This window comes from Streptomyces sp. NPDC101393, assembly GCF_044767385.1.
In the GTDB taxonomy this organism is placed as follows: Bacteria; Actinomycetota; Actinomycetes; order Streptomycetales; family Streptomycetaceae; genus Streptomyces.
The window spans coordinates 94,281-115,205 of record NZ_JBIWNU010000013.1 but is presented as its reverse complement, the minus strand read 5'-3'; the positions used below and the strand labels follow the sequence as shown (position 1 = coordinate 115,205).

21 protein-coding genes are annotated in these 20,925 nt (G+C 73.2%); 8 read left to right on the top strand and 13 right to left on the bottom strand.

Features of this window, described 5'->3' with window-relative positions; all coding sequences use genetic code 11:
* The first annotated feature begins 54 nt into the window (after positions 1-54).
* The 4 genes from ACIRQ7_RS33530 to ACIRQ7_RS33515 all read left to right on the top strand — a co-directional run bounded on the left by ACIRQ7_RS33530 (position 55) and on the right by ACIRQ7_RS33515 (position 3,865).
* Complete coding sequence (locus tag ACIRQ7_RS33530; RefSeq protein WP_401479509.1) at positions 55-288, top strand: hypothetical protein; 234 nt, start codon at positions 55-57, stop codon at positions 286-288.
* 72 nt (positions 289-360) lie between these two features.
* On the top strand, positions 361-1,287 hold the full coding sequence (locus ACIRQ7_RS33525; protein WP_404266334.1) for an SURF1 family protein: 927 nt from the start codon (positions 361-363) through the stop codon (positions 1,285-1,287).
* A 30-nt stretch (positions 1,288-1,317) separates the two neighbouring features.
* On the top strand, positions 1,318-3,105 hold the full coding sequence (locus ACIRQ7_RS33520) for a glycoside hydrolase family 15 protein (RefSeq protein WP_404266333.1): 1,788 nt from the start codon (positions 1,318-1,320) through the stop codon (positions 3,103-3,105).
* Positions 3,106-3,109: 4 nt separating this feature from the next.
* Positions 3,110-3,865 carry an SDR family oxidoreductase gene (locus ACIRQ7_RS33515; protein WP_404266332.1) on the top strand — a complete coding sequence of 252 codons (756 nt, stop codon included), beginning with the start codon at positions 3,110-3,112 and terminating at the stop codon, positions 3,863-3,865.
* Between the two features lie 40 nt (positions 3,866-3,905).
* On the opposite strand, the gene amaP is transcribed toward ACIRQ7_RS33515, so the two are convergent.
* From amaP to ACIRQ7_RS33490, 5 genes are read right to left on the bottom strand one after another with little or no spacing between them, the layout of a single operon-like run.
* Positions 3,906-4,511, bottom strand: a complete 606-nt coding sequence (gene amaP / locus ACIRQ7_RS33510; protein WP_404266331.1) for an alkaline shock response membrane anchor protein AmaP — start codon at positions 4,509-4,511, stop codon at positions 3,906-3,908.
* A 7-nt stretch (positions 4,512-4,518) separates the two neighbouring features.
* Complete coding sequence (locus ACIRQ7_RS33505) at positions 4,519-5,187, bottom strand: DUF6286 domain-containing protein (protein ID WP_404266330.1); 669 nt, start codon at positions 5,185-5,187, stop codon at positions 4,519-4,521.
* The gene (locus ACIRQ7_RS33500) at positions 5,184-5,576 is read right to left on the bottom strand and encodes a hypothetical protein (protein WP_401479527.1); all 393 of its coding nucleotides are present in this window, start codon (positions 5,574-5,576) and stop codon (positions 5,184-5,186) included. Before ACIRQ7_RS33500 ends, ACIRQ7_RS33505 begins: the two co-directional genes overlap by 4 nt.
* Before the next feature lie 6 nt (positions 5,577-5,582).
* A complete protein-coding gene (locus tag ACIRQ7_RS33495; protein ID WP_401479530.1) occupies positions 5,583-5,780 on the bottom strand; it encodes a hypothetical protein in 198 nt (65 codons plus the stop codon).
* Positions 5,781-5,831: 51 nt separating this feature from the next.
* Positions 5,832-6,296, bottom strand: coding sequence for an Asp23/Gls24 family envelope stress response protein (locus tag ACIRQ7_RS33490; RefSeq protein ID WP_401479533.1), 465 nt, complete (start codon positions 6,294-6,296; stop codon positions 5,832-5,834).
* Positions 6,297-6,481: 185 nt separating this feature from the next.
* On the opposite strand from ACIRQ7_RS33490, the gene ACIRQ7_RS33485 reads away from it, so the two are divergent.
* Positions 6,482-7,192, top strand: coding sequence for a hypothetical protein (locus tag ACIRQ7_RS33485; RefSeq protein WP_404266329.1), 711 nt, complete (start codon positions 6,482-6,484; stop codon positions 7,190-7,192).
* A gap of 68 nt (positions 7,193-7,260) precedes the next feature.
* Here ACIRQ7_RS33485 and ACIRQ7_RS33480 read toward each other — a convergent pair whose 3' ends face one another.
* The 3 genes from ACIRQ7_RS33480 to ACIRQ7_RS33470 form a co-directional block, all read right to left on the bottom strand.
* Positions 7,261-8,040 (bottom strand): enoyl-CoA hydratase/isomerase family protein, encoded by a 780-nt coding sequence (locus ACIRQ7_RS33480; protein ID WP_401479538.1) that lies wholly within the window; start codon positions 8,038-8,040, stop codon positions 7,261-7,263.
* Between the two features lie 116 nt (positions 8,041-8,156).
* On the bottom strand, positions 8,157-8,378 hold the full coding sequence (locus ACIRQ7_RS33475; protein ID WP_384441440.1) for a helix-turn-helix domain-containing protein: 222 nt from the start codon (positions 8,376-8,378) through the stop codon (positions 8,157-8,159).
* A gap of 322 nt (positions 8,379-8,700) precedes the next feature.
* Complete coding sequence (locus tag ACIRQ7_RS33470) at positions 8,701-10,299, bottom strand: ABC-F family ATP-binding cassette domain-containing protein (protein ID WP_401479541.1); 1,599 nt, start codon at positions 10,297-10,299, stop codon at positions 8,701-8,703.
* Positions 10,300-10,777: 478 nt separating this feature from the next.
* Between ACIRQ7_RS33470 and ACIRQ7_RS33465 the strand changes: the two genes are divergently transcribed.
* The gene (locus tag ACIRQ7_RS33465; RefSeq protein WP_404266328.1) at positions 10,778-11,191 is read left to right on the top strand and encodes a VOC family protein; all 414 of its coding nucleotides are present in this window, start codon (positions 10,778-10,780) and stop codon (positions 11,189-11,191) included.
* A gap of 75 nt (positions 11,192-11,266) precedes the next feature.
* Here ACIRQ7_RS33465 and ACIRQ7_RS33460 read toward each other — a convergent pair whose 3' ends face one another.
* The 3 genes from ACIRQ7_RS33460 to ACIRQ7_RS33450 form a co-directional block, all read right to left on the bottom strand.
* On the bottom strand, positions 11,267-12,691 hold the full coding sequence (locus ACIRQ7_RS33460) for a hypothetical protein (RefSeq protein ID WP_404266327.1): 1,425 nt from the start codon (positions 12,689-12,691) through the stop codon (positions 11,267-11,269).
* A 255-nt stretch (positions 12,692-12,946) separates the two neighbouring features.
* Positions 12,947-14,074, bottom strand: coding sequence for an alpha/beta hydrolase (locus tag ACIRQ7_RS33455; RefSeq protein WP_404266326.1), 1,128 nt, complete (start codon positions 14,072-14,074; stop codon positions 12,947-12,949).
* A 140-nt stretch (positions 14,075-14,214) separates the two neighbouring features.
* Positions 14,215-14,871, bottom strand: coding sequence for a class II aldolase/adducin family protein (locus ACIRQ7_RS33450; protein WP_401479553.1), 657 nt, complete (start codon positions 14,869-14,871; stop codon positions 14,215-14,217).
* Between the two features lie 386 nt (positions 14,872-15,257).
* On the opposite strand from ACIRQ7_RS33450, the gene ACIRQ7_RS33445 reads away from it, so the two are divergent.
* On the top strand, positions 15,258-16,535 hold the full coding sequence (locus ACIRQ7_RS33445; RefSeq protein ID WP_404266325.1) for an anion permease: 1,278 nt from the start codon (positions 15,258-15,260) through the stop codon (positions 16,533-16,535).
* Between the two features lie 27 nt (positions 16,536-16,562).
* On the top strand, positions 16,563-16,793 hold the full coding sequence (locus ACIRQ7_RS33440; RefSeq protein ID WP_404266324.1) for a hypothetical protein: 231 nt from the start codon (positions 16,563-16,565) through the stop codon (positions 16,791-16,793).
* Positions 16,794-16,850: 57 nt separating this feature from the next.
* Here ACIRQ7_RS33440 and ACIRQ7_RS33435 read toward each other — a convergent pair whose 3' ends face one another.
* Together ACIRQ7_RS33435 and ACIRQ7_RS33430 are read right to left on the bottom strand one after the other, a co-directional pair.
* Positions 16,851-18,209, bottom strand: coding sequence for an extracellular solute-binding protein (locus tag ACIRQ7_RS33435; RefSeq protein WP_404266323.1), 1,359 nt, complete (start codon positions 18,207-18,209; stop codon positions 16,851-16,853).
* Positions 18,206-20,920 carry a caspase family protein gene (locus ACIRQ7_RS33430; RefSeq protein ID WP_404266322.1) on the bottom strand — a complete coding sequence of 905 codons (2,715 nt, stop codon included), beginning with the start codon at positions 20,918-20,920 and terminating at the stop codon, positions 18,206-18,208. Before ACIRQ7_RS33430 ends, ACIRQ7_RS33435 begins: the two co-directional genes overlap by 4 nt.
* Positions 20,921-20,925 lie beyond the last annotated feature (5 nt).

Sequence of the window (20,925 nt, the reverse complement as noted above, 5' to 3'; positions counted from 1 at the left end):
AACACACCCGTCAGCGCCTCGCCCCGTACGGCCCCCGACCGCACCCTGTGGCGCATGGCACGTTGCGAGGTCTGCGGAAACGAATACGGCATGACGTTCGAGGTGCACGCGCAGGGCGCGGTGCACGTCTTCGACTGCTTCTCCTGCGCCATTCACCGCATGGCGCCGATCTGCGAGCACTGCCGGTGCCAGATCATCGGCCAGGGGGTCGAGGTCGAGGGCCAGTGGTTCTGCGGCGCCCATTGCGCCCGCTCCGAAGGGCGGGTGGGCATCGTCGACAGAGTCTGATCCCGCCCGCTCCCGGCCCCCGGCAGGCCCCCTGCCCGGGGGTCGCCGCACGTCTGCGGGTACCGTCGGAGCGTGTACCGCTTCCTGTTGTCCCGGCAGTGGGTGATCCTCACCCTCATGGGTCTCGTCCTGATCCCCGTCATGATCAAGCTGGGCTTCTGGCAGTTCCACCGGCATGAGCACAAGGTCGCGCAGAATCAGCTCATCGCGGCCAGCCTGGCGGCGCGCCCGGTCCCGGTCGGCGAGCTGACCGCCCCCGGCCGCACCCTCCCTGAGGACGACATGTGGCGCACGGTCAGCGCCACCGGCACCTACGACACGCGGCACGAGGTCGTCGTCCGCCAGCGCACCGCCGCCGACGAGCAGAGCATCGGTTACTACGTCCTGACCCCGCTGGTCCTCGGCAACGGCGACGCCGTGCTGATCAACCGCGGCTGGATCTCGGCGGGCAACGACCTGACCAGATTCCCGGACGTGCCCGCCGCCCCCCGGGGCAAGGTCAGCGTGACCGGCCGGATGATGGCCGACGAGACCACCGCCGAGAGCGGCATCAAGAACACCAAGGGCCTGCCCGCCCGCCAGGTCATGCTGATCAACAGCGCCGAGCAGGCCGAGCGGCTGGGCCGGCCGGTGCTCGGCGGCTACATCGAGCAGACCGCGCCCAAGCCGGCCGGCGGCAAGCCCGAGCTGGTCCCCGAGCCGGACCACGACAGCATCGGCCCGCACATGGCATACGCCGTGCAGTGGTGGCTGTTCGCGGCGGCCGTGCCGGTGGGCTGGCTCGTCCTCGTACGCCGCGAGCGCCGTGACCGGGCGGAGGCCGCCGCGAAGGAAGCGGAGACGGCCGGGGCCGAAGAGGCCGACGAGAACGGTGAGGCGCCCACGGACACCGTGGACGCTGCGCCCGCGGACGAACCCGGAGAAACTGAGCCTGCCGGGGACGAAGCGACTCCGGCGCCGGCAGAAGCCGTAGCCCGGACAGCCGCCACCACCGAGTAGCGCACCCGCCGGGCGGGAAGGGGCGCTTGAGTGCACCCACATATCGAGGACTACGCGCTCATCGGCGATCTGCAGACCGCCGCCCTCGTCGGCCGCGACGGCTCCATCGACTGGCTGTGCCTGCCGCGCTTCGACTCCGCCGCCTGCTTCGCCGCCCTCCTGGGCGGCAAGGACAACGGCCACTGGCGGCTGGCCCCGGCGGCCGCCGGGGCCAGCCCGACACGCTCCTACCGCGGCGATTCGCTGGTCCTGGACACCGTCTGGGAGACCCCCACCGGCACCGTCAAGGTCACCGACTTCATGCCGCAGCGCGACCGCGCACCCGATGTCGTACGGATCGTCGAGGGCGTGCGCGGCAGCGTCGAGATGCGCGGGGTGCTGCGACTGCGCTTCGACTACGGGCGGGTGGTGCCCTGGGTGCGGCACTCCGAGGCCTGCCGGGTGGCCGTCGCCGGTCCCGATTCCGTGTGGCTGAGCACTCCCTCCGAGAGCACCACCTACGGGAAGGACTTCAGCACCCGCTCGGATTTCACCGTCTCCGAGGGGGAGCGCGTCGCGTTCGTGCTGACCTGGCACCCGTCGCACGAGCCCCGGCCGCTGCCGATCGACCCCTTCCAGGCACTGGAGGAAGGGCTGCAGGACTGGCACGACTGGGCCGCCCGCTGCCGCTACGACGGCCCGCACCGCGACGCCGTGATCCGCTCGCTGATCACCCTCAAGGCCCTCACCTATGCGCCCACCGGCGGCATCGTCGCGGCCCCCACCACCTCGCTGCCCGAGGAGCTCGGCGGCGTCCGCAACTGGGACTACCGCTACTGCTGGCTGCGCGACGCCAGCCTCACCCTGAACTCCCTGATCTCCGCCGGATATCTGGAAGAGGCCGGCGCCTGGCGGGACTGGCTGCTGCGCGCGGTCGCCGGCGACCCCGCCGACCTGCAGATCATGTACGGGCTGAGCGGCGAACGCCGGCTGCCGGAGGCCGAACTCCCCTGGCTGTCCGGATACGGCGGCTCGGCACCCGTACGGATCGGCAACGCCGCCGTCGACCAGCGCCAGCTCGATGTCTACGGCGAGGTGCTGGACTCCTTCCACAGCGCGCGCATCGCGGGCCTGCCCTCGGAACCGCACGCCTGGAACATCCAGCGCGCCCTGGTCGACTACCTGGAGTCCAACTGGCGCGAACCCGACGAGGGGCTGTGGGAGATCCGCGGGCCGCGCCGGCACTTCGTGCACTCCAAGGTCATGGCCTGGGTCGCCGCCGACCGCGCGGTCCGCACCCTGGAGGCCCACCCCAAGGCCGGCGGCGACATCAAGCGCTGGCGGGCGATGCGCGACGAGGTCCACCGTGAGGTCTGCGAGCGGGGCTACGACGCCGAACGCCGCACCTTCACCCAGTCCTACGGCTCCGCGGAACTGGACGCGGCGACCCTGCTGATCCCCCGCCTCGGCTTTCTGCCGGGCGACGATCCACGCGTCGTCGGGACCGTCGACGCGGTACGCAAGGAGCTGTCGCACCAGGGCCTGGTGCGCCGCTACAGCACCGAGGGCAGCAGCTCGGTCGACGGACTGCCCGGCGGCGAGGGGACGTTCCTGGTCTGCTCGTTCTGGCTGGCCGACGCCCTGGCGCTGACCGGACGCCGCACGGAGGCCGCCGCGCTGTTCGAGCGGCTGCTGGCGCTGCGCAACGACGTCGGGCTGCTCGCCGAGGAGTACGACCCGGCCGCGGAACGGCTGCTGGGCAACTACCCGCAGGCGTTCAGCCACATCGGCCTGGTCGGGACCGCCTTCACCCTCCTCGACGGGGCAGGGGCAGACTAGGGCCATGGATCTTGGACTCACCGACCGGACGTACATCGTCACCGGAGCGACCCGTGGCCTCGGGTTCGCCACCGCCCGCGCACTGACCGCCGACGGCGCCAACGTCGTGATCAGCGGGCGTACCGAGGAGGCCGCGGCCGAGGCCGCCGCCACCCTGGGCGAGCGCGCCCTGGGCGTCGGCGCGGACAACGCCGCGCCGGACGCCGCCGCGCGCCTGATCGCGGCGGCCCGCGAGCGGTTCGGCCGCTTCGACGGGGTGCTCATCAGCGTGGGCGGCCCGCCGCCCGGCTCCGCCGCCGACAACACCGACGACCAGTGGCAGGCCGCCTTCGAGTCGGTCTTCCTCGGCGCGGTGCGGCTGGCGCGCACCGCCGCCGCCGAACTGACCGAGGGCAGCGTCATCGGCTTCGTGCTCTCCGGCTCCGTTTACGAGCCGATCGGCGGCCTGACCATCTCCAACGGGCTCCGCCCGGGGCTCGCCGGCTTCGCGAAGTCGCTCTCCAACGAACTGGGCCCGCGCGGCATCCGCGTCGTCGGCGTCATGCCCGGCCGGATCGCCACCGACCGGATGACCCAGCTCGACGCGCTCTCGGGCGACCCGGAAGCGTCCCGGGCCCGCAACTCGGCGGCGATCCCGCTGGGCCGCTACGGCGAGCCCGAGGAGTTCGGCCGGACCGCGGCCTTCCTGCTGTCGCCGGCCGCGTCGTACGTCACCGGGGTGATGGTGCCGGTGGACGGCGGAGCCCGGCACGGCTTCTGACAGGCACGGACGGGCGGACGGGCGGACGGGCGGACGGGTGCTAACTGACCCGCTCCGCCCGGTGCTTGACCGCCCGCAGCCGGATGTCCGCAGGCAGCTCGTCGAGCCCGGCGGAGCCGCGCGCGTGCTCCACCGCCTCGTCCGCGAAACGCGCCACGACGGCGCCGGGGTCGGCGTGCGGAGCGAGCGCCAGGACGGCGCGCACCCGCGGTTCGGAGCGCCGCCCGGTCAGCAGCACCCGGGCCCGGTCGACACCGTCCAGCGCCTCGGTCTCGGCCGTCACCACGCCCTCCAGCGCCCGGCCGCGCAGCCGGGCGCCCTCGCCGTCGCCACTGTCCACCAGGAGCTGGTTCAGCCGGTGCTTGCGGAACTGCGACAGCAGCCACCACAGCAGCAGCAGGACGATGACGGCCAGGGCGGCGATGACCACGGGCCACCACCAGCCGCTGCCCGTCCAGCGGGTGCGGTTGTGATCCGAGAGCAGCACGTCGTCCGGATGCGACCAGGGCCAGCCGCCCGGCAGCGTGAAGTGCCATTTCGCCGGGAGGTCGAGACCGCCCATCAGGACCGACCCGCCGGCCCCGAACAGCACCGCGCCGGCCAGGCCCATCAGGACCCGGTTGGTGGTTCTGCGTACCGTACGCATCGCGCGCTCACCTCTTCTTCGGGCGCCGGACGCCGACGGACAGACCCAGCCGGTGCGCGAGCCCCAGCTGCCGCAGCCCGTCGCCGAGCGCCGCATCGAGATCTCCGCGCACCTCGTCCAGTTCGCGGAAGTGCGAGACGGCCCGCGCCTTGGCCTTGCGGCGGGTGACCTTCATCCGTACCGACTGGACGCCGGAGACCTGCACGGCGCGGTCGCGCAGCACCAACTCGGCGGCCGAACGGTCGAGACCGGGCCGGATGCCGTGAGCGGTGCGCCGCATCGGCAGCAGCTCGCGCAGTCCGGGGGTGAGGGCCAGCACCAGCAGCCAGAGGCCGATCAGGATCGCGGCGGAGGCGACGCCCAGCACCCAGGGGTTGTCGAGGTGGCGGGTGGCCAGTTGGTCGGCGAGCTCTTTGCGCCAGGCCATCGCGGGGCGGTCGGCACGCACCGCGGCCACGTCGTAGAGCATCAGCCCGGAGGCGCCCAGCAGGACCAGCCCGAGGATGACGGCCGGCACCCGGCGGGCCGACCAGAAGCGCCCGGCCCGGCCGCCGTCCGCCGCGGCCGGACGGTCGCCGGCCGGCGTGGGCTGCCCAGGGTCGGCCGTGGCGCCCTGCGGTGTACCGGGTGCGGTCAGCCGCCGGGTGTCCGGCGGCTGAGCGTCCTGGTCACTCATCGCACCCTCCCCCGGCCCTCGTCGTCCAGCAGCGGAGAGCGCAGCCGCTCCACCTCCACCTCGACCTCCGGCACCTCCATGTTCGCCAACGCCTTCACCCGCTCGGTCACTTGGCGGCGCACCGCGCGGCACTGCGCACCGATGTCGCAGGGGTAGCCCAGCACCAGCGAGACCATGACGCGGGCCTCGCCGAAGGGCTGCCGGCCGTCCCGCCGGTGGATCGTCACCATCGCATGGGCGTCGGTGCGCAGGGTGGACGAGGCGTCGCGCAGTGCCTCACGCGCCGCCTGCGCGGCGATCTTCGCCACGACCCGGTCTGCGATTCTGGTCGCGCCCCGCTCCCCCGCCGGTACGGCAGTGACAGCGGCGGCCGGTGACACCGTCGCCATCCGGCCTCACCGCCGCCGGTCGTCGCGGTCGCCCGTACGCGTACGGAAGAACTCGCCCGGCTCCAGGTCCCCGTCCAGGAACCTGCCCGCCACGAACCCGATGGCGCCCAGCGCCGCCACCAGGACGAAGGCCCCGAAGCCGCCGAAGTATCCGGCGAAGCCCAGCGCCATACCTGCCAAGAGGCCGACCACGGCCATGCTCATCGTGCGCTCCTTCGCTACCACTGCGGACGGAACCGATCCCCGCGGCCCGGACTACTGCAGGCGCGACTCCGACTCCTCTTCCTCGTCCTCCTCGTCGGGCAGCTTGACGTCACTGACCGCGATGTTGACCTCGACGACCTCAAGACCGGTCATCCGCTCCACGCCCGAGATGACGTTCTCCCGGACGGCGCGGGCGATATCGGCGATGGAGACGCCGTAATCCACCACGATCTCCAGATCCAGCGCCGTCTGCACCTCACCGACTTCGGCCTTCACCCCGCGGGTCGCGGTCGAGGACCGGCCGCCGCCGGGGACCTTGTCCCGGACGGCACCGAGGGTACGGGCGAAGCCGCTGCCCATGGCGTGCACACCGACCACCTCGCGCGCCGCGAGGCCGGCGATCTTCTCCACGACGCCGTCGGCGATGGTCGTACGCCCACGGGACGCGGGGTCGCCGCCGCCCCGCTTGCCGCCCAGCGTCTTCGCGCCGTCTGACTGCTGCTGGATCTCGCTCATCGCTGTTCGACCCTTTCCGGGGGGAGGTGCTCTCTGCCCGCTCCGGTATCACAGTAGGCAGGGTTCCCGGGGGCCGCTCCAGGGATGTGGCAGCCGGGTGTACCACCCGCCCCGTCCGGCGCACCGCCGTGGCGTACCGGCCGGTCTGCGGCAGGGTGGGAGCACAGTCCGGAGAGGGGTGACGGGTGTCCGTGAACCACTTGGCGCAAGCGGTGCGAGCACAGCTCGGGATCGGCCGGGTGCTGCCGCTGGGCGGGCCACGGGACGGGGCCTGGATCACCGAGCGCGCGGCAACGGAAGTACTGCGGCGGACAGTCGGCACGCCGCCCGGGGTGCACCTCGGTGCGCTGCGGCTGACCACCGCGGACTCCGCGGCCGCCGTGGATCCGCCCGCGGTGCCGGCGCCGCCGAGCGCGCTGCCGCCGGGGCCGCTGCGGATCACCGCGGATTTCTCCGCCGTCGCCGACCGCCCGCTGCCCGCCATCGCCGAACGGCTGCGCGCGGCACTGCTGGAGGCGGCCGACCGGGAACTGGGGCTGCTGGTGAGCGCCGCGGACCTGCGGGTCAGCGGGCTGCTGGAGGACGGGGAAGGAGCGCGGGAGGACGGCCGGCACGCGGCGCCCGACCGTACGCCGGGACCGGACGGGGGTACGGAACCGCCCGGCCCGATCGCCGCCGCCGCGCTGGGCGTCCCCGGGGTCGCCGGGCTCGCGCCGGTGCTCGGCGGCGGCTCCCGCGCGGTGCGGCTCGCCGACGGGCACGCCCTGCTGCAGCTGGCGTTCACGGCCGGCCACCGCGCACTGGACGTCGCCCTCGCCGTACGGGCGGCGGCGCGGTCCGTCGAGCCGCCGCCGCTGACGGTCGCCGTGCTGGTCACGGCCGTGGAACGCGGCTGACCCGCACCCGTGGGACGGGTGCGGGTCAGCGGCGCCGCCGGTCCGCGGCACGATCCACGGGCCGGGAACTACTCCCCCACGCCCGCCAGATCGCGCAGCCGGCGCCCCTGGGCGGCCCGCTCGGCCACCCGCTGCTCCTCATAGGTACGGTCCGCCGCGCCGGCCAGCAGGGCCTTGGTCTCGATGACGGCGTCGCGCGGGGCGGCGGTGAGCGCCGCGGCCAAGTCGGCCACCGCGGCGTCGAGTTCGTCCGCGGGCACGACGAGGTTGGCGAGGCCGACCCGCTCCGCCTCGTCGGCGTGCACGAAGCGGCCGGTGGCGCAGATCTCCAGTGCACGGGCGTAGCCCACCAGACCGGTCAGGGGGTGGGTGCCGGTCAGGTCCGGCACCAGGCCCAGGCTGGTCTCGCGCATGGCGAACTGGACGTCCTGCGCGACGACGCGCAGATCGCAGGCGAGGGCGAGCTGGAAGCCCGCACCGATGGCATGACCCTGCACGGCGGCGATGGACACCAGGTCGTTGCGCCGCCACCAGGTGAACGCTTCCTGGTACTCGGCGATGGTGGCGTCCAGCTCGCTGTCCGCACCGCGTGCCAGGTCGATGAAGGACGGCTCGCCGTCGAAGCCTTCGGGCGTGAACGCCTGCCGGTCGAGACCCGCGGAGAAGGACTTGCCCTCACCACGCAGGACCACGACACGGACGTTTCCCGGCAGCAGGGAACCCGCTTCGGCCAGCGCCCGCCACATGGCAGGCGACTGGGCATTGCGCTTGACGGCGTTGGCGAGGGTCACCGTGGCGATCGCGTCGTCCACGGTGAGCCGCACACCGTCCTTGTCGAGCAGAGTCATGGGGGCGCCTCCGAGTCAGCCAGTCGCACCTGCGTGCGTAAGTGACTGAACGGTAACCTCCCGGTCGGCTGCTCGACCGACCGGGGGGACACCGTTGATACCCGGAGGTGCGGTCGTCAGGCCGAGGCGGCCTTCTTGCCCCTCGTGGCTCCGCCACGACCGCGCAGATTCACACCGGATTCACTGAGCATCCGGTGCACGAATCCATAGGAGCGGCCGGTTTCCTCGGCCAGCGCCCGGATACTTGCTCCGGAGTCGTACTTCTTCTTCAGGTCTGCCGCGAGCTTCTCGCGCGCGGCGCCGGTTACCCGGCTGCCCTTCTTCAGAGTCTCGGCCACCCGTGCCTCCTCGTGGGAAGTGCGCTCTGGACTCTCATGATCACCCCTCCCCGGCTTCCTGGCCACCCATTCCGCAAGGTCTGTACGACATCGTTTCCCGCTCGACGCCCCGACACAGCCGTCGGAATGCCTCATTCCGCCGTACCCGCTTGCGGCCAGGGCATCACTTTCGGCCAGAAATGGCAGGTCAGGTGTGGTGTGAGGGCAAAGATGAAGGCCGGGCCCCAGGGGCCCGGCCTTGCACCGCAGGCTCGCCGATGTACGAGCCGTTCTCACTCAGATGATGGATCACACGTCGGCCGAATGATCCAGATCGCCTTGATCAGGCGAGCGCGACCAGGTCCGCGTAGTCCTGGCCCCACAGGTCCTCGACACCGTCGGGCAGCAGGATGATGCGCTCCGGCTCCAGGGCGTCGACCGCTCCCTCGTCGTGCGAGACCAGGACGACGGCGCCGGTGAAGGTGTGCAGCGCGCCGAGGATCTCCTCGCGGCTGGCCGGGTCGAGGTTGTTCGTCGGCTCGTCGAGGAGCAGGACGTTCGCGGAGGAGACGACCAGGGTCGCCAGCGCGAGCCGGGTCTTCTCGCCGCCGGAGAGCACCCCGGCGGGCTTGTCGACGTCATCGCCGGAGAAGAGGAACGAACCCAGCGTCTTGCGGATGGCCACCAGATCCATGTCGGGGGCGGCGGAGCGCATGTTCTCCAGGACCGTGCGGTCCGGGTCCAGCGTCTCGTGCTCCTGGGCGTAGTAGCCGAGCTTGAGGCCGTGACCGGGGCGGACCTCGCCGGTGTCCGGGGTCTCGACGCCGGCCAGCAGCCGCAGCAGGGTGGTCTTGCCCGCGCCGTTGAGGCCGAGGATGACGACCCGGGAGCCCTTGTCGATGGCCAGGTCGACGTCGGTGAAGATCTCCAGGGAGCCGTACGACTTCGACAGGCCCTCGGCGGTCAGCGGCGTCTTGCCGCACGGCGCCGGGTCCGGGAAGCGCAGCTTGGCGACCTTGTCGGAGGCCCGCACCGCGTCCAGACCGGCGAGCAGCCGGTCGGCGCGCTTGGCCATGTTCTGCGCGGCGACGGTCTTGGTCGCCTTGGCCCGCATCTTGTCGGCCTGGGAGTTGAGGGCCGCGGCCTTCTTCTCGGCGTTCTGCCGCTCACGCTTGCGGCGCTTCTCGTCGGCCTCGCGCTGCTGCTGGTAGAGCTTCCAGCCCATGTTGTAGATGTCGATGTTCGAGCGGTTGGCGTCGAGGTAGAACACCTTGTTGACGACGGTCTCGACCAGGTCGACGTCGTGCGAGATGACGATGAAGCCGCCGCGGTAGGTCTTGAGGTAGTCCCGCAGCCAGACGACGGAGTCGGCGTCGAGGTGGTTGGTCGGCTCGTCGAGGAGCAGGGTGTCGGAGTCCGAGAAGAGGATCCGGGCCAGCTCGACACGGCGTCGCTGACCACCGGAGAGCGTGTGCAGCGGCTGGCCGAGGATGCGGTCGGGCAGTCCGAGGCTGGCGGCGATGGTCGCGGCCTCCGCCTCGGCGGCATAGCCGCCCTTGGTCAGGAACTCGGTCTCCAGGCGCTCGTACTTCTTCATCGCCTTGTCGCGGGTGGCGCCCTTGCCGTTCGCCATCCGGTCCTCGTTCTCCCGCATCTTGCGGAGCACGGAGTCCAGATCACGGGCGGACAGGATGCGGTCGCGGGCCAGCACGTCCATGTCGCCGGTGCGCGGGTCCTGCGGCAGATAGCCGACGTCGCCGGAGCGGGTGACCGTGCCGGCGGCGGGGATGCCCTCGCCCGCCAGCACCTTCGTGAGGGTCGTCTTGCCGGCGCCGTTGCGGCCGACCAGGCCGATGCGGTCGCCCTTGGCGATGCGGAAGGAAGCGGACTCGATGAGGATGCGGGCGCCGGCGCGCAGCTCAAGGCCGGAGGCGGTGATCACGGAAAAACTCCAGGGCAGGAAGACGGCGGATTGGACGGACGGTCCGAGAGCGGTCGACGCCGTCTAATGAACCCAAAGGAGAACTGCCATACAGGCAGTCTAACGGTGCTGCGCAACCATTTTTCCCGGGCGGCTCCCGCGGGCGCCGCACCCGCCGGGCACCCGCCGCACCCACCTCTCCCGTCCCGCTCGTCCCCCGATCGGTCCCCGCGGGCCCCGCGGATCCGGGCAGCGGATCCGCGGGGGGCGGGGTGGCGCCGGCGGGTCCGGTCGCCGGGCCGAGTGTGCTGTTCACCGGTCATGCCGCCACCGCCCGGGGAACCCCGACCGCCGCGGGCGGCCCTGCTCCTCGCGGAGTGCGGGCGGGGAACGGCCGCCGCGGGTGCTTGCGGGTGCGATGTCAGACCCCGCTGCGAGACTGTGACACAGATCTCCATGAGCGGGATCGAAGGAACCGGAGAGAGGGATGGTGACGGCCATGACCAGCGCCGCCGGCGGTGCCCCGACGATCTACCCGACAGTGCTCTACCGCGATGCCCAGGCCGCGATCCGGCTGCTCACCGAGGCCTTCGGATTCGCCAAGGACGCGGTCTACGAAGGCGAGGGCGGCGCGGTGCTGCACGCCGAGCTGTCGTACGGCAACGGCAAGGTGATGCTCGGTTCCAAGGGGCACGGCGGGGTCTTCGACACCGCGATGGGTGACGCCGGGCCGACCGGCGTCTATGTCGTGGTCGAGGACACCGACGCGCACTTCGCGCGGGCCGAGGCCGCCGGGGTGGAGATCCTGATGCCGCCCAAGGACCAGGACTACGGCTCGCGGGACTACATGGCCCGGGACGGCGAGGGCAACATCTGGAGTTTCGGGACGTACGTCCCCGGCGCCTCGGCCTGAGGCAGGGAGGGGACGGGGGACGGGGCCGGACGCCGGTCGTTACCGATCCGGCCGCCCGCGCCCCGTGCGCCCGTGTCAGGAGCCGCCCGTGTGGACCTGGAACGCCGCCCGTCGTACGGCCTTGGCGAGCGCCGGGTCCGGGTGGGCGGCCGCCAGCGCCACCAGCACCTGCACGGTCCGCGGATGCCCGATCGCGCGCACCTCGTCCAGCAGGCGCGGCACCGAGCCCTGTACCGCCGAGTCGAGGTGCCGGACCAGGAGTTGGCTCTCGCCGTGGTCGGCCACCGCCGCCGCGGTGTCCACCCACAGCCAGGTGGACTCCTCGCGGGTGAGCACATCGGGGGCGGTCTCCGGGTCGCCGCCCTCGTGCTCGACGAGCCACAGCAGGGCGTACGGCCGCAGCGCCGGCTCGGTGGAGGCGGCGCGCACGGCGGGTTCGGCGGGGGCGCCGACCGCGCGCAGCGCCTCGAAGGCCAGGCCGCGCAGCAGCGCGTCCTCACCGCGGGCCACGGCAAGCAGCTCCTCCACGGCCGCGCCCACGGAGCGGGCGGCGAGCCAGGCACGGTATTCGGTGCGGGCCGGGCCGGGGGTCAGCCGGGCGCAGCCGCGCAGCATCGCCTCGGCGGACTGCTCGATATGGCCGGCCGGGCTCTGCGCGGCGACACAGATCTGCTCCAGCTTGACCCAGACCGACCAGTTGCCGAGCGGCGTCAGCTGGGCCTCCGGCCCGCCCGCCGGCTCCTGCGGCACCAGCGCGCCCACGGTCGTCAGAGCGTCCAGCGCCCAGCCCAGGAGCTGCCCGAGCGACGCCCCCGCGGCGTCGTTCACCGCCCCGTCGGCGCCGCTGCCCGGCCGGGCCGGGCCGGGTCCGTAAGGGACCTCGCAGCGCTCCGTACGCAGCTCGGCGACGCGCTGGTCGAGCATGTCCAGCAGCACCGGAAGCCGCACCGGCCCCGCCGAGAGGTGCAGCAGCGACAACAACTGCGGTACCGCCTCGACGACTTCCGCGACGATCGTCGGCCCGGCGCCCTCCGGTGTGGGGCGGGCCAGCGACCAGGCGTCGAAGAGCGCGACCCAGCCGCGCAGCGCGGCGGTGTCGTCGCGGTCCCAGGCCCGCAGCCGCCAGCCGGGGCGGGCCAGGCCGCCGTGGAGTTCGATGAGCCCGGAGAGCCGCGCCCGGTCCCAGTCGGCGCGCACCTGCTCCGGGGCCAGCCGCAGTGCCTCGGCCGCGCGCGCCACGGCGGCGGCCGGCAGGGCGCCGTCCGAGCCGGCCCGCAGGCCGGTGCCGGTGCCGCCGGCGCCGTCGGCCCAGCGGGCCAGCCGGGCGGCGCCGGCCAGGACGGCGCGGGCCTGCCGGGCCAGTTCCGCGGGCGGCGGGGTGCCCTCGGGCGGGCGGGGCGCCGGGCGGGTGGTCCGGGTGGTCACCGCCCGTCGGGCGGCCGCGATCGGTTGGCGGGGGACGAGGCGGAGCCGGGAGTCGCGCGGAGTACGGGACGTCACAGGAGCAGTCTTGCCTCTGACGGCCCGAAAGCCCAATCGGAACCCGGCTTGCGATCTACCCGGGCGGCACCGCCCCGGCGACCCATCCCCGATGTGGGGAGTTGTCCCCCCGGATGCCCTCCGGATGCCGGCCGGACGACTGCCGGAGGCCCGCCGGACAGCTTCCGGACGGGTTCGGGAGGGTTCCGGCGGGGTCAGGAAGGTTTCCGTGTCCCTGCGGGACGGCTGCCGGCCCGCGGGTCCGCCGGGCGGGTGCTACATCAGCGGGGTCAGGAAACGGCGCAGTGCCTCTTCGTACGCGGCCGGGTCGGCGTTCCACATCGCGGCGTGCGGGGCGTGCGGGACCGGCTGAAGGGTGATCAGGTCCGCGCGGCGGGCCGCGAAGGAGCGGGAGACGGCCCAGGGGGCGATGGTGTCGTCCGGGCCGTGGAAGAGGAGGGTGGGCGCGGTCAGCCCGGCGGGGTCGACGGCGTCGGCGGGCCGGTCCACGGGCAGGCCGGTCCGGCCCTCGGCGGCACGTACGACCAGGGGCAGCAGGGCCCGCGGGACCCTGCGGGCGGCGGCCAGTGCGCGGACCGTGGCGTGCCGGTCGAGGACCGGGGAGTCCAGGACGATGCCGCTGATCCGCTCGCGCAGGGCGGAGTTGAGGGCCGCGCGCAGGGCCATGGTCGCGCCGGTGGACCAGCCGTGGAGGACGACATCGCGGGCGCCGTAGCGGATCGCGTAGCGGATCGCGGCGTCCAGGTCGCGCCATTCGTTGTCGCCGAGGTGATGGATGCCGTCGGCGGTGGACGGGGCCCCCACGTCGTTGCGGTAGGCGAGGTCGAGGACGGGGAGCCGGTGGCGCCGCAGGAACGGCATGATCACCATGGGGTGCTCGCGGGTCGTGCCGAGGCCGTGCACGGTGATGACCCAGGTCTCGCGGACCCCGGGGACGAACCACGCGGGGAGTGCGCCGAGTTCGCCGGGGATGTCGACGTCGGCGCAGTCCAGGCCGAGGGCGTCGCGCGGATTGCCGATGTGCACCTGCGGGGTCAGCCGCATCCGCATGCCCGGTGCGAGAGTGCCGTGGGTGACCCGCTCCAGGCGGCGTACCACGGTGTCGGCGGGGTGCGGCAGGTGGCGTACGACCGGGCCGACCACCGCGTGGCAGCCGGAGCCGGTGAGCCCGTAGGTGCCGGGGCGCAGGGAGCCGAGACTGCGGGTGAGGGTGATCAGGTCGTCGGTGGCGGAGTGCACCGTGAGACGGGAGTCGCCCGGCAGGGGGTGGTCGGGCGACGGTTTCAGGGCAACATCGCTGGCGTACCGGCCGACCGCCACCGCGGCCGCCCCGGCACCGATCACGGTGGTGACGGCCGCAGCCGCCGCAGTACCCAGGCGCACCTCCCCAGTGTGCGCAGCGGCGGCCACAGCGGCCAGTGGGCGACGGCGGGCGGGTGATGGTGCCCGCTGCCGGGCGCCGGTCCGGCACGCGCCGCGGCCGCCGGGCCGGCACCCGGTTCGACGCCCGGACCGGCCGCGGGTCAGCCGCGCTGGCCGTAGCCGCGCAGCTGCGCACCGGCCTCGTCGAGCTGGGCGGCGGACAGCAGGCCCGGCGTGTGGCCGGGGACGGAGCGGGCGGTGAGCCAGACGCGGCACATCCACTCCAACTGGGCGGTGCGGTCCAGTGCCTGGCCGAGGCTGTCGCCGTACGCCATGGTCCCGTGGTTCGCGAGCAGGCAGGCGCTGCGGTCACGCAGCGCGTCGAGCATGTGCGCGGCGAGTTCGTCGCTGCCGTACAGGGCGTAGGGGGCGACCCGGACGGGCCCGCCGAGCGCCGCGGTCATGTAGTGGATCGGCGGGAGTTCGGAGACGAGGGTGGAGACGGCGGTGGCGTGCGGGGCGTGGGTGTGGACGACGGCGGCGGCCGGGGTGCTGCGGTGGACCGCCAGGTGCATCGGGAGTTCGCTGGTGGGCCGGAGAACGCCGGTGACCTGCCGGCCTTCGAGGTCGACGGCGGTGAGGTCGGCGGGCCCGAGGCGGTCGTAGGGGACTCCGCTGGGGGTCACCAGGACGAGATCGCCGACGCGTACCGAGACATTGCCGGAGGTGCCGACGACCAGGCCGTCGGCGACGGTGCGGCGTGCGGTGGCGATCAGGTCGGCCCAGGCGGCGGCGATGCGGTCGAGCTGGTCCTTCATGGGGTCCTCCGGCGCGGTGCGGCGAAAGCGGATGCGGTGCGCGACACCGTACGGGCAGGCGGCGGCAGTACGGCACGGCCACCGGGGCCGGGATCCGCGGCAGGGAGGGCTCCTGAGGGCCGCGCCGGCGGTCGGCCCGGGAGGGCGGTCCGGGCATCCGGCAGTACGCCCGGAGGGGCCCGCTGCCGGTGATCCGGACCGGTGGAAGGGGGCGGTGGCAGAGCTCACGAAGGTCGCCGGGGGATGATGCGGAAGTGACGGCAGAGGCACCTCCGCGTGAACCCTCCGGGGGCGTCATCACCCGGCTGGCCCCAGTTCACTTTCCGTTCACCCACTCTCCGTACGGTCCCGAGCGTCACTGCCCACCAAACTGATTGCCTGGGTGAATGGAACACATCACGCTTCTCATCGGGATCGTGATCGTCACGGCCTTGGTGTTCGACTTTACGAACGGCTTCCACGACACGGCCAACGCGATGGCCACCACCATTTCCACCGGGGCACTCAAGCCCAAGACCGCGGTGGCGATGTCAGCGGCGCTCAACCTTGTCGGGGCATTTCTGTCGGTGGAGGTCGCCAAGACCATCTCCGGCGGGATCATCGACGAAAGCGCCGGCATCAGACCAGAAGTGATCTTCGCAGGACTGGTCGGCGCCATCGTCTGGAACCTGCTGACCTGGCTCGCCGGACTCCCCTCCAGCTCCTCCCACGCCCTCTTCGGCGGCCTGATCGGCGCCACTGTGGTGTCGGTCGGCCCCAGCGGTGTGCACGGCGACGCCGTCGTGATGAAGGTCCTCATCCCGGCAGTGGCCGCACCGGTCGTCGCGGGCCTCGCCGCGATGGCGGCGACCCGGCTGACGTACCGCCTCGCCCGAGGTCGCGACGAGGCGGACACCGCCAAGGGCTACCGCGCCGGCCAGATCGCCTCGGCGGCCCTGGTCTCGCTCGCCCACGGCACCAACGACGCGCAGAAGACGATGGGCGTGATAACTCTCGCGCTGATCACCGGCGGAGTGGTCGCCCCGCACGCCGACCCGCCGCTGTGGGTCATCGCCTCGGCCGGTATCGCCATCGCCCTCGGCACCTACCTGGGCGGCTGGCGGATCATCCGCACGATGGGCAAGGGCATCACCGACATCCGGCCGCCGCAGGGCTTCGCCGCCCAGACGGGCGCCGCGGCCACCATCCTGGCCTCCTCCCACCTCGGCTTCGCGCTCTCCACCACCCAGGTCTGCTCCGGTTCCGTGATGGGCTCGGGGCTCGGCCGCAAGGGCGGCGTGGTGCGCTGGTCCACGGCGGGCCGCATGGTCATCGCCTGGTGCCTGACGCTGCCGGCCGCGGGTCTGGTCGCGGCGGGTGCCGCGTTCCTGGCCGGGCAGGGCAATTGGGGCGTGGCGACGGTCGCCGTTCTCGCGCTCGCCGTGTGCGGCGCGATCTGGGCCGCCTCCCGGCGCAAGCCGATCGACCACAGCAACGTCAATGACATCGAGCCGGCGGGCGTGGTGACCACCGCGCTGCAGACCGTCTCCCCTCCCCCGGCAGGTCAGGTGGCCCCGGCCGCCGCCGAAGCGGACACCGCCGCCACGGCACCGGTGCCCGCCGCCGACAGCCGGACGGTGCCTGCCACCACCCGGCGTGCCAAGGCCGCGACGGCCTCCCGCTAGCGGCCCAGCCAGCTAAGGACTCCAGCAATGAACATCGAATGGGCAGCACTCGGCCAGGTCTTCGGCGTCACCCTCGTGGTGACGGTCGGGATCGTGGGTCTGTTCACCGTCGGCATCATGGGTACGTCGCGCAAGCCGCAGCGGGACGGCGCGGCGGCCGTGGCGCCCGGGGTGGGCGCGCGGTCCGTCGCGGCGGGCGCGTTCGCGCTGTGCGCGGCGGCCGTGGGGTACGGCATCTACCTGATCGTCGCCACCTGAGTCAGGGGCGCTCGCCCTCAGGACGACACCGGACGAGGCGTTCGGCGGACCACCGCATCAGCGGCGGCCGCTGAGCGCCTCGTCCGCTTCTTTGGCCAGCGCGTCGGCGATGGCCGTGCCGCCGCGGCTGCCCAGGTATTCGGAGACCCGGATCTGCACGACCTTGCTGAAGGTCTGGTAGTGGGCGCTACGCGGCCGTGGCTCGGCCGCCCGCAGCGCCGCGTACAGCGTCCGGGTGTACGGCGGCTCCTGGTCCGGCCAACGGGCCGGTGGCCGGGTCGCGCCGTGCTCACCGCGCTGGGCGTCCCCGGGCGGCAGCGAGCAGTCGGGCGCCTTCGCCGCGGGCCGGTACGCCGAATCGCGGGTCGCCGCGAACCCCCGCTCCAGCAGGCAGCGTTCACTGCTCGGGCCGGTCAGCGCCTCGATCAGCTGCCGGGCGCCCTCCGGGTGGGAGCTGTCGGCGGCGATCGCGAGATTCTGCCCGCCCAGGACCGACATCCGTTTGCCGTCGGTGGGGCGGCCCGGCAGTTGGGCGACGTCGAACTGGACGCCCGGGGTGAGTTTCTCGGCGACCGAGGCGTACTCCACGGGCCAGTTGCGCATGAACAGCGCGCGGCCGTCGGCGAACCAGCGGCGGCTCTCGGTCTCGTCCATCGTCGTCGCCTCGTGCGGCATGATCGAGTCGAGCCGGTCCTTGACGTCGGCGACGCCCTGCTGGAGCGCGCCGACCTGCTCGCCCTTGGTGAAGCTGACCGCGTCCGGGTCGCCGCCGTTGGCCCAGGCGGACTCCAGGGTGTTGACGGTCAGCCCTTCGTACGGGCGCAGCTGGGCCACCATGCCGTACATCCGCCTGCCGGTGCCGGCGCGGTTGTAGGCGTCCGCGACCTGGCCGGCGACGTTCTTCAACTCGCCCCAGTTGGAGGGCGGCCGGTCGTATCCGTAGTCGTGCAGGATGTCCTTGCGGTAGAAGAGCAGACCGGCGTCGGTGTTGAAGGGGACGCCCCACACCTTGCCGTTGTGGTCGGCCGTCTTGACCACGCTGTCGAGGAAGTCGGCGTCCAGCTCCTCGCCCCAGGGGCGGATGATGCCCGCCTCGGCGAACTCCGCGGTCCAGGCGACGTCGATGTTGAGCACGTCATAGCCGCTGTTGCCGGACTGGCCGGCCGCCAGCAGCTGGCTGCGCTGGCCGTCGGCGGTGTCCGGGAGTTCGACGATCCGCACGGTGCGGCCGGTGCGCTTCTCCCAGTCGAGGATGAGGTCCTGGCGGACGCCGGAGCTGCTGAGGTCACTGCCGGTGGCCAGCACGATGGCACCCTTCTCGGGGCCGGGCCCCGGCCCCGACGTGCAGCCGCTCGCGGCGGCCGCCAGCGTCAGGCAGAGCAGAGCGGCGGGCGCGGCGCGGCGCGGGGCGTTCACCGGTCCTCCTTGCCGGCCGTACCGACGGAGGCGACGAGCCCGGCCAGCAGGTCGGGGGCGGTGGGGCCGGTGGGCACGCACTGTCCACCGGAGGCGTCGGCCAGGCCCTGGAAGGCAAGGGTGTCGCAGCCGGCCTTGCCCATCACCAGTGTCAGCACGGGCACTTCGGGAGTGCCCTTGAGGAGCTTGTTGAGGGTCTGCTCCACGCCCGCGGCGCGCCGCGGGGCGCCGTCGTCCTGGTCGACGATGAGCACGACGGCCTTGTTGGCCCCGGCGGAGTCCTTCAGTTCGCGGACCGCGGCGGTCAGCGCCTCCTCCATCGCCGCGCCGTGGGCGACGAGTCCGCCCTTCGCGATGCGGTCCAGCGCGGCCTTCCCGGGGGCGGGGTCGGCGCTGCCCAGCGGGACGGCCCGGTGGACCGCTGCGGGGTCGGTGGGGTGCGCGGGGTCGGGGAAGGTCCACAGGCCGTAGGTGTGGTGGGCGCCCACCATTTCCAGGGTGCGGTCGGCCGCGCCGACGGCGACCGGCAGTCTCCCGCCGTCCGCCATGGAGGTGGAGGTGTCGAAGAGGATCAGCAGCCGGCTGGACTTCTGGGCCTTGTCGTAGCGGTCCAGGACGCGGCTGACCTGGTCGCCGCCCGCGGTGTAGCGGATGACGGGGGCTGCGGGGTCGGCGTCGGAGCGGGTGTTGAGCAGGGGGGAGCCGGGCTCCGGGCGGGGCACCTCGCCGTCCTTGTCCGGCACCCCGCGGTAGCCCTGCCCGACGAGGATGTGCTGGCCGGCTCCCGGGTCGCGCAGCCAGCCGGCGAAGCGGTCGGTGGCGGCCTGCCGTGGGGTGGCGTCGTCGGCGCCGGACCAGTCGACCCTGACCAGGGGGTGATCGAGCGCCGGAACGTTCTTGGGGTAGTAGGCGGCGTAGCGGTCCTTGGGGGCGAGCGCGGTGTCCAGGGCCGGGCAAGTGCCGACCGGGTGGCCGAGGTTGTAGTCGACGAGCGACTTCTCGGAGACCAGCGGCGCCGACCGGTCGCCGCTGCCGGCCGTGCCCGCTCGCCCCTTCGCACCCTCCGCACCCCCCGCGCTGCGGGCGTCCTTGCCGTCCGTGCCGTCCGTGCCGTCCGTGCCTTCCTCGTATGGGCGGAGCGAACACAGCAGTTCGGTGCTGCCCGCGTACTGGCTGCCCGGGGCGGACAGCCGGCTCTCGGCATCCTGGGCGAGCGAGCGGTCGGGGGTGCCCGCCGGACCGATCCGGGAGCCGTCGCCCGCGAGGTAGAGGCCGATGGTGTGCAGCAGGCCGGTGCCGGACAGGACCGGGCTGGGGCGGAGGAGCTCCAGATCGCGGTGGGCGCTGTCGGTGCCGGTGAGCAGGTCCTTCCAGGAGGCGCCGACCCGTTCGACGTCGTCGAGCCGCTTGTCGGCGGGGATGCCGACGACCAGCGGGCTGTAGGCGACCGGGCCGGTGTTGTGCAGGGTCGCCGGGGAGCCATCGGGCAGCACCCGCCGGGCCTCCTCGTAGTCGGCGGTGGATTCGGGGATCCACAGGTCGGGCTGCGGTCCCGGCCGGTGGAGCGGGTCGGCGCCCTTGGCGTCCCGCGCGCCCGCGTTCGCGCCGTGCGCCTCGCCCTGCCAGCGGTCGGCGGCGGCGAAGCCCGCGCCGACCTGGTCCTTGGCGGCGGAGTAGACGGTGATCTGGGCGCGCCGGCAGCCGTCGGGCAGGTCCCGTTCGCCCTGCAGCGGCCGGGTGTTGAGGTCGGACATCTCGTAGGAGAAGGCCGCGCTGCGCAGGGTGGGTTCAGCCTCGGGGGCGGTCAGCAGCCGCAGTTCGAGTGCGGGCGGGCAGGCCGGCGGCGTGCTGACGGCGTTCAGCGCGACGACACCGCCGGTGAGGAGCACCAGCGCCGTCAGGAACACCATCAGGACGCGCCGCCAGCGCAGGATGCGCACTTTCCACCAGCGGCGTAACCGGATCCGCAGCGGCGTCCTGGGCCGGACCTCGGGGGTGGCGAAGGAGAGGATGACGTCGTCGACGGTGTTCTGTTTGGCCGAGCGCGGCTCCCATACGTCGCCCATCGGCGTCTCCTCGCCGGCGAGCCGGTCGCGCAGGGCGCGGACGAGGTCCTCGAAGGTGACGAACGCCTTGCCGGGTATGCCGCGTTCGAGGATCTGCACGGCGGCGCGGGTGAAGAGGGTGCCGCCGGCCGGCTCCTCGCCGCTGAAGATCCGGCGGTTGGGCTGCGCGGCCATCAGCAGCGACATGGGTGTGCGGCTGGAGTGGAAGGCCTCGCCGGCGTTGCCTGCATAGCAGCACTCCAGGACGATCACGATCCGGTCGGCCCGCGCATTGCCGAGGTAGGACAGCACCAGGTCCTGCCAGGAGACGGTCTTGTGGCCGCCCTTGGCCGCCGAGCCGCCCACCATGAGCTGGAGGTCACCGCCGTCGGGGCCGACGCGTCCGTGGCCGGAGAAGTGGACCAGCAGCAGCCCGCGCGCCTCCCTGGTGACGGCGTCCAGCGCCCTTTCCAGCTCCCACGGCTCCTTGGGCCGGCAGATGACGACCTCGTCGCCGGTGAACAGGTCGGTGCCAGGGGCGGTCAGGACGCGCTCCAGCTGCTCGGCGTTGTCCTTCACGGCGGGGAGCTCGGGCAGATGCAGGTAGTCGCTGACGCAGATCAGCAGCGCACGGTTGTCCTTGCCCCGCGCGTCGTATTCGGACATCCGGC

What these genes read in the sequence shown, in the direction of transcription:
- ACIRQ7_RS33515 (WP_404266332.1), top strand. Translation starts at nt 3,110, where the DNA reads ATGGATCTTGGACTCACCGACCGGACGTACATCGTCACCGGAGCGACC.
- ACIRQ7_RS33490 (WP_401479533.1), bottom strand. Translation starts at nt 6,296, where the DNA reads ATGAGCGAGATCCAGCAGCAGTCAGACGGCGCGAAGACGCTGGGCGGC.
- amaP (WP_404266331.1), bottom strand. Translation starts at nt 4,511, where the DNA reads ATGCGTACGGTACGCAGAACCACCAACCGGGTCCTGATGGGCCTGGCC.
- ACIRQ7_RS33495 (WP_401479530.1), bottom strand. Translation starts at nt 5,780, where the DNA reads ATGAGCATGGCCGTGGTCGGCCTCTTGGCAGGTATGGCGCTGGGCTTC.
- ACIRQ7_RS33430 (WP_404266322.1), bottom strand. Translation starts at nt 20,920, where the DNA reads ATGTCCGAATACGACGCGCGGGGCAAGGACAACCGTGCGCTGCTGATC.
- ACIRQ7_RS33465 (WP_404266328.1), top strand. Translation starts at nt 10,778, where the DNA reads ATGACCAGCGCCGCCGGCGGTGCCCCGACGATCTACCCGACAGTGCTC.
- ACIRQ7_RS33505 (WP_404266330.1), bottom strand. Translation starts at nt 5,187, where the DNA reads ATGAGTGACCAGGACGCTCAGCCGCCGGACACCCGGCGGCTGACCGCA.
- ACIRQ7_RS33445 (WP_404266325.1), top strand. Translation starts at nt 15,258, where the DNA reads ATGGAACACATCACGCTTCTCATCGGGATCGTGATCGTCACGGCCTTG.
- ACIRQ7_RS33480 (WP_401479538.1), bottom strand. Translation starts at nt 8,040, where the DNA reads ATGACTCTGCTCGACAAGGACGGTGTGCGGCTCACCGTGGACGACGCG.
- ACIRQ7_RS33450 (WP_401479553.1), bottom strand. Translation starts at nt 14,871, where the DNA reads ATGAAGGACCAGCTCGACCGCATCGCCGCCGCCTGGGCCGACCTGATC.
- ACIRQ7_RS33500 (WP_401479527.1), bottom strand. Translation starts at nt 5,576, where the DNA reads ATGGCGACGGTGTCACCGGCCGCCGCTGTCACTGCCGTACCGGCGGGG.
- ACIRQ7_RS33440 (WP_404266324.1), top strand. Translation starts at nt 16,563, where the DNA reads ATGAACATCGAATGGGCAGCACTCGGCCAGGTCTTCGGCGTCACCCTC.
- ACIRQ7_RS33530 (WP_401479509.1), top strand. Translation starts at nt 55, where the DNA reads ATGGCACGTTGCGAGGTCTGCGGAAACGAATACGGCATGACGTTCGAG.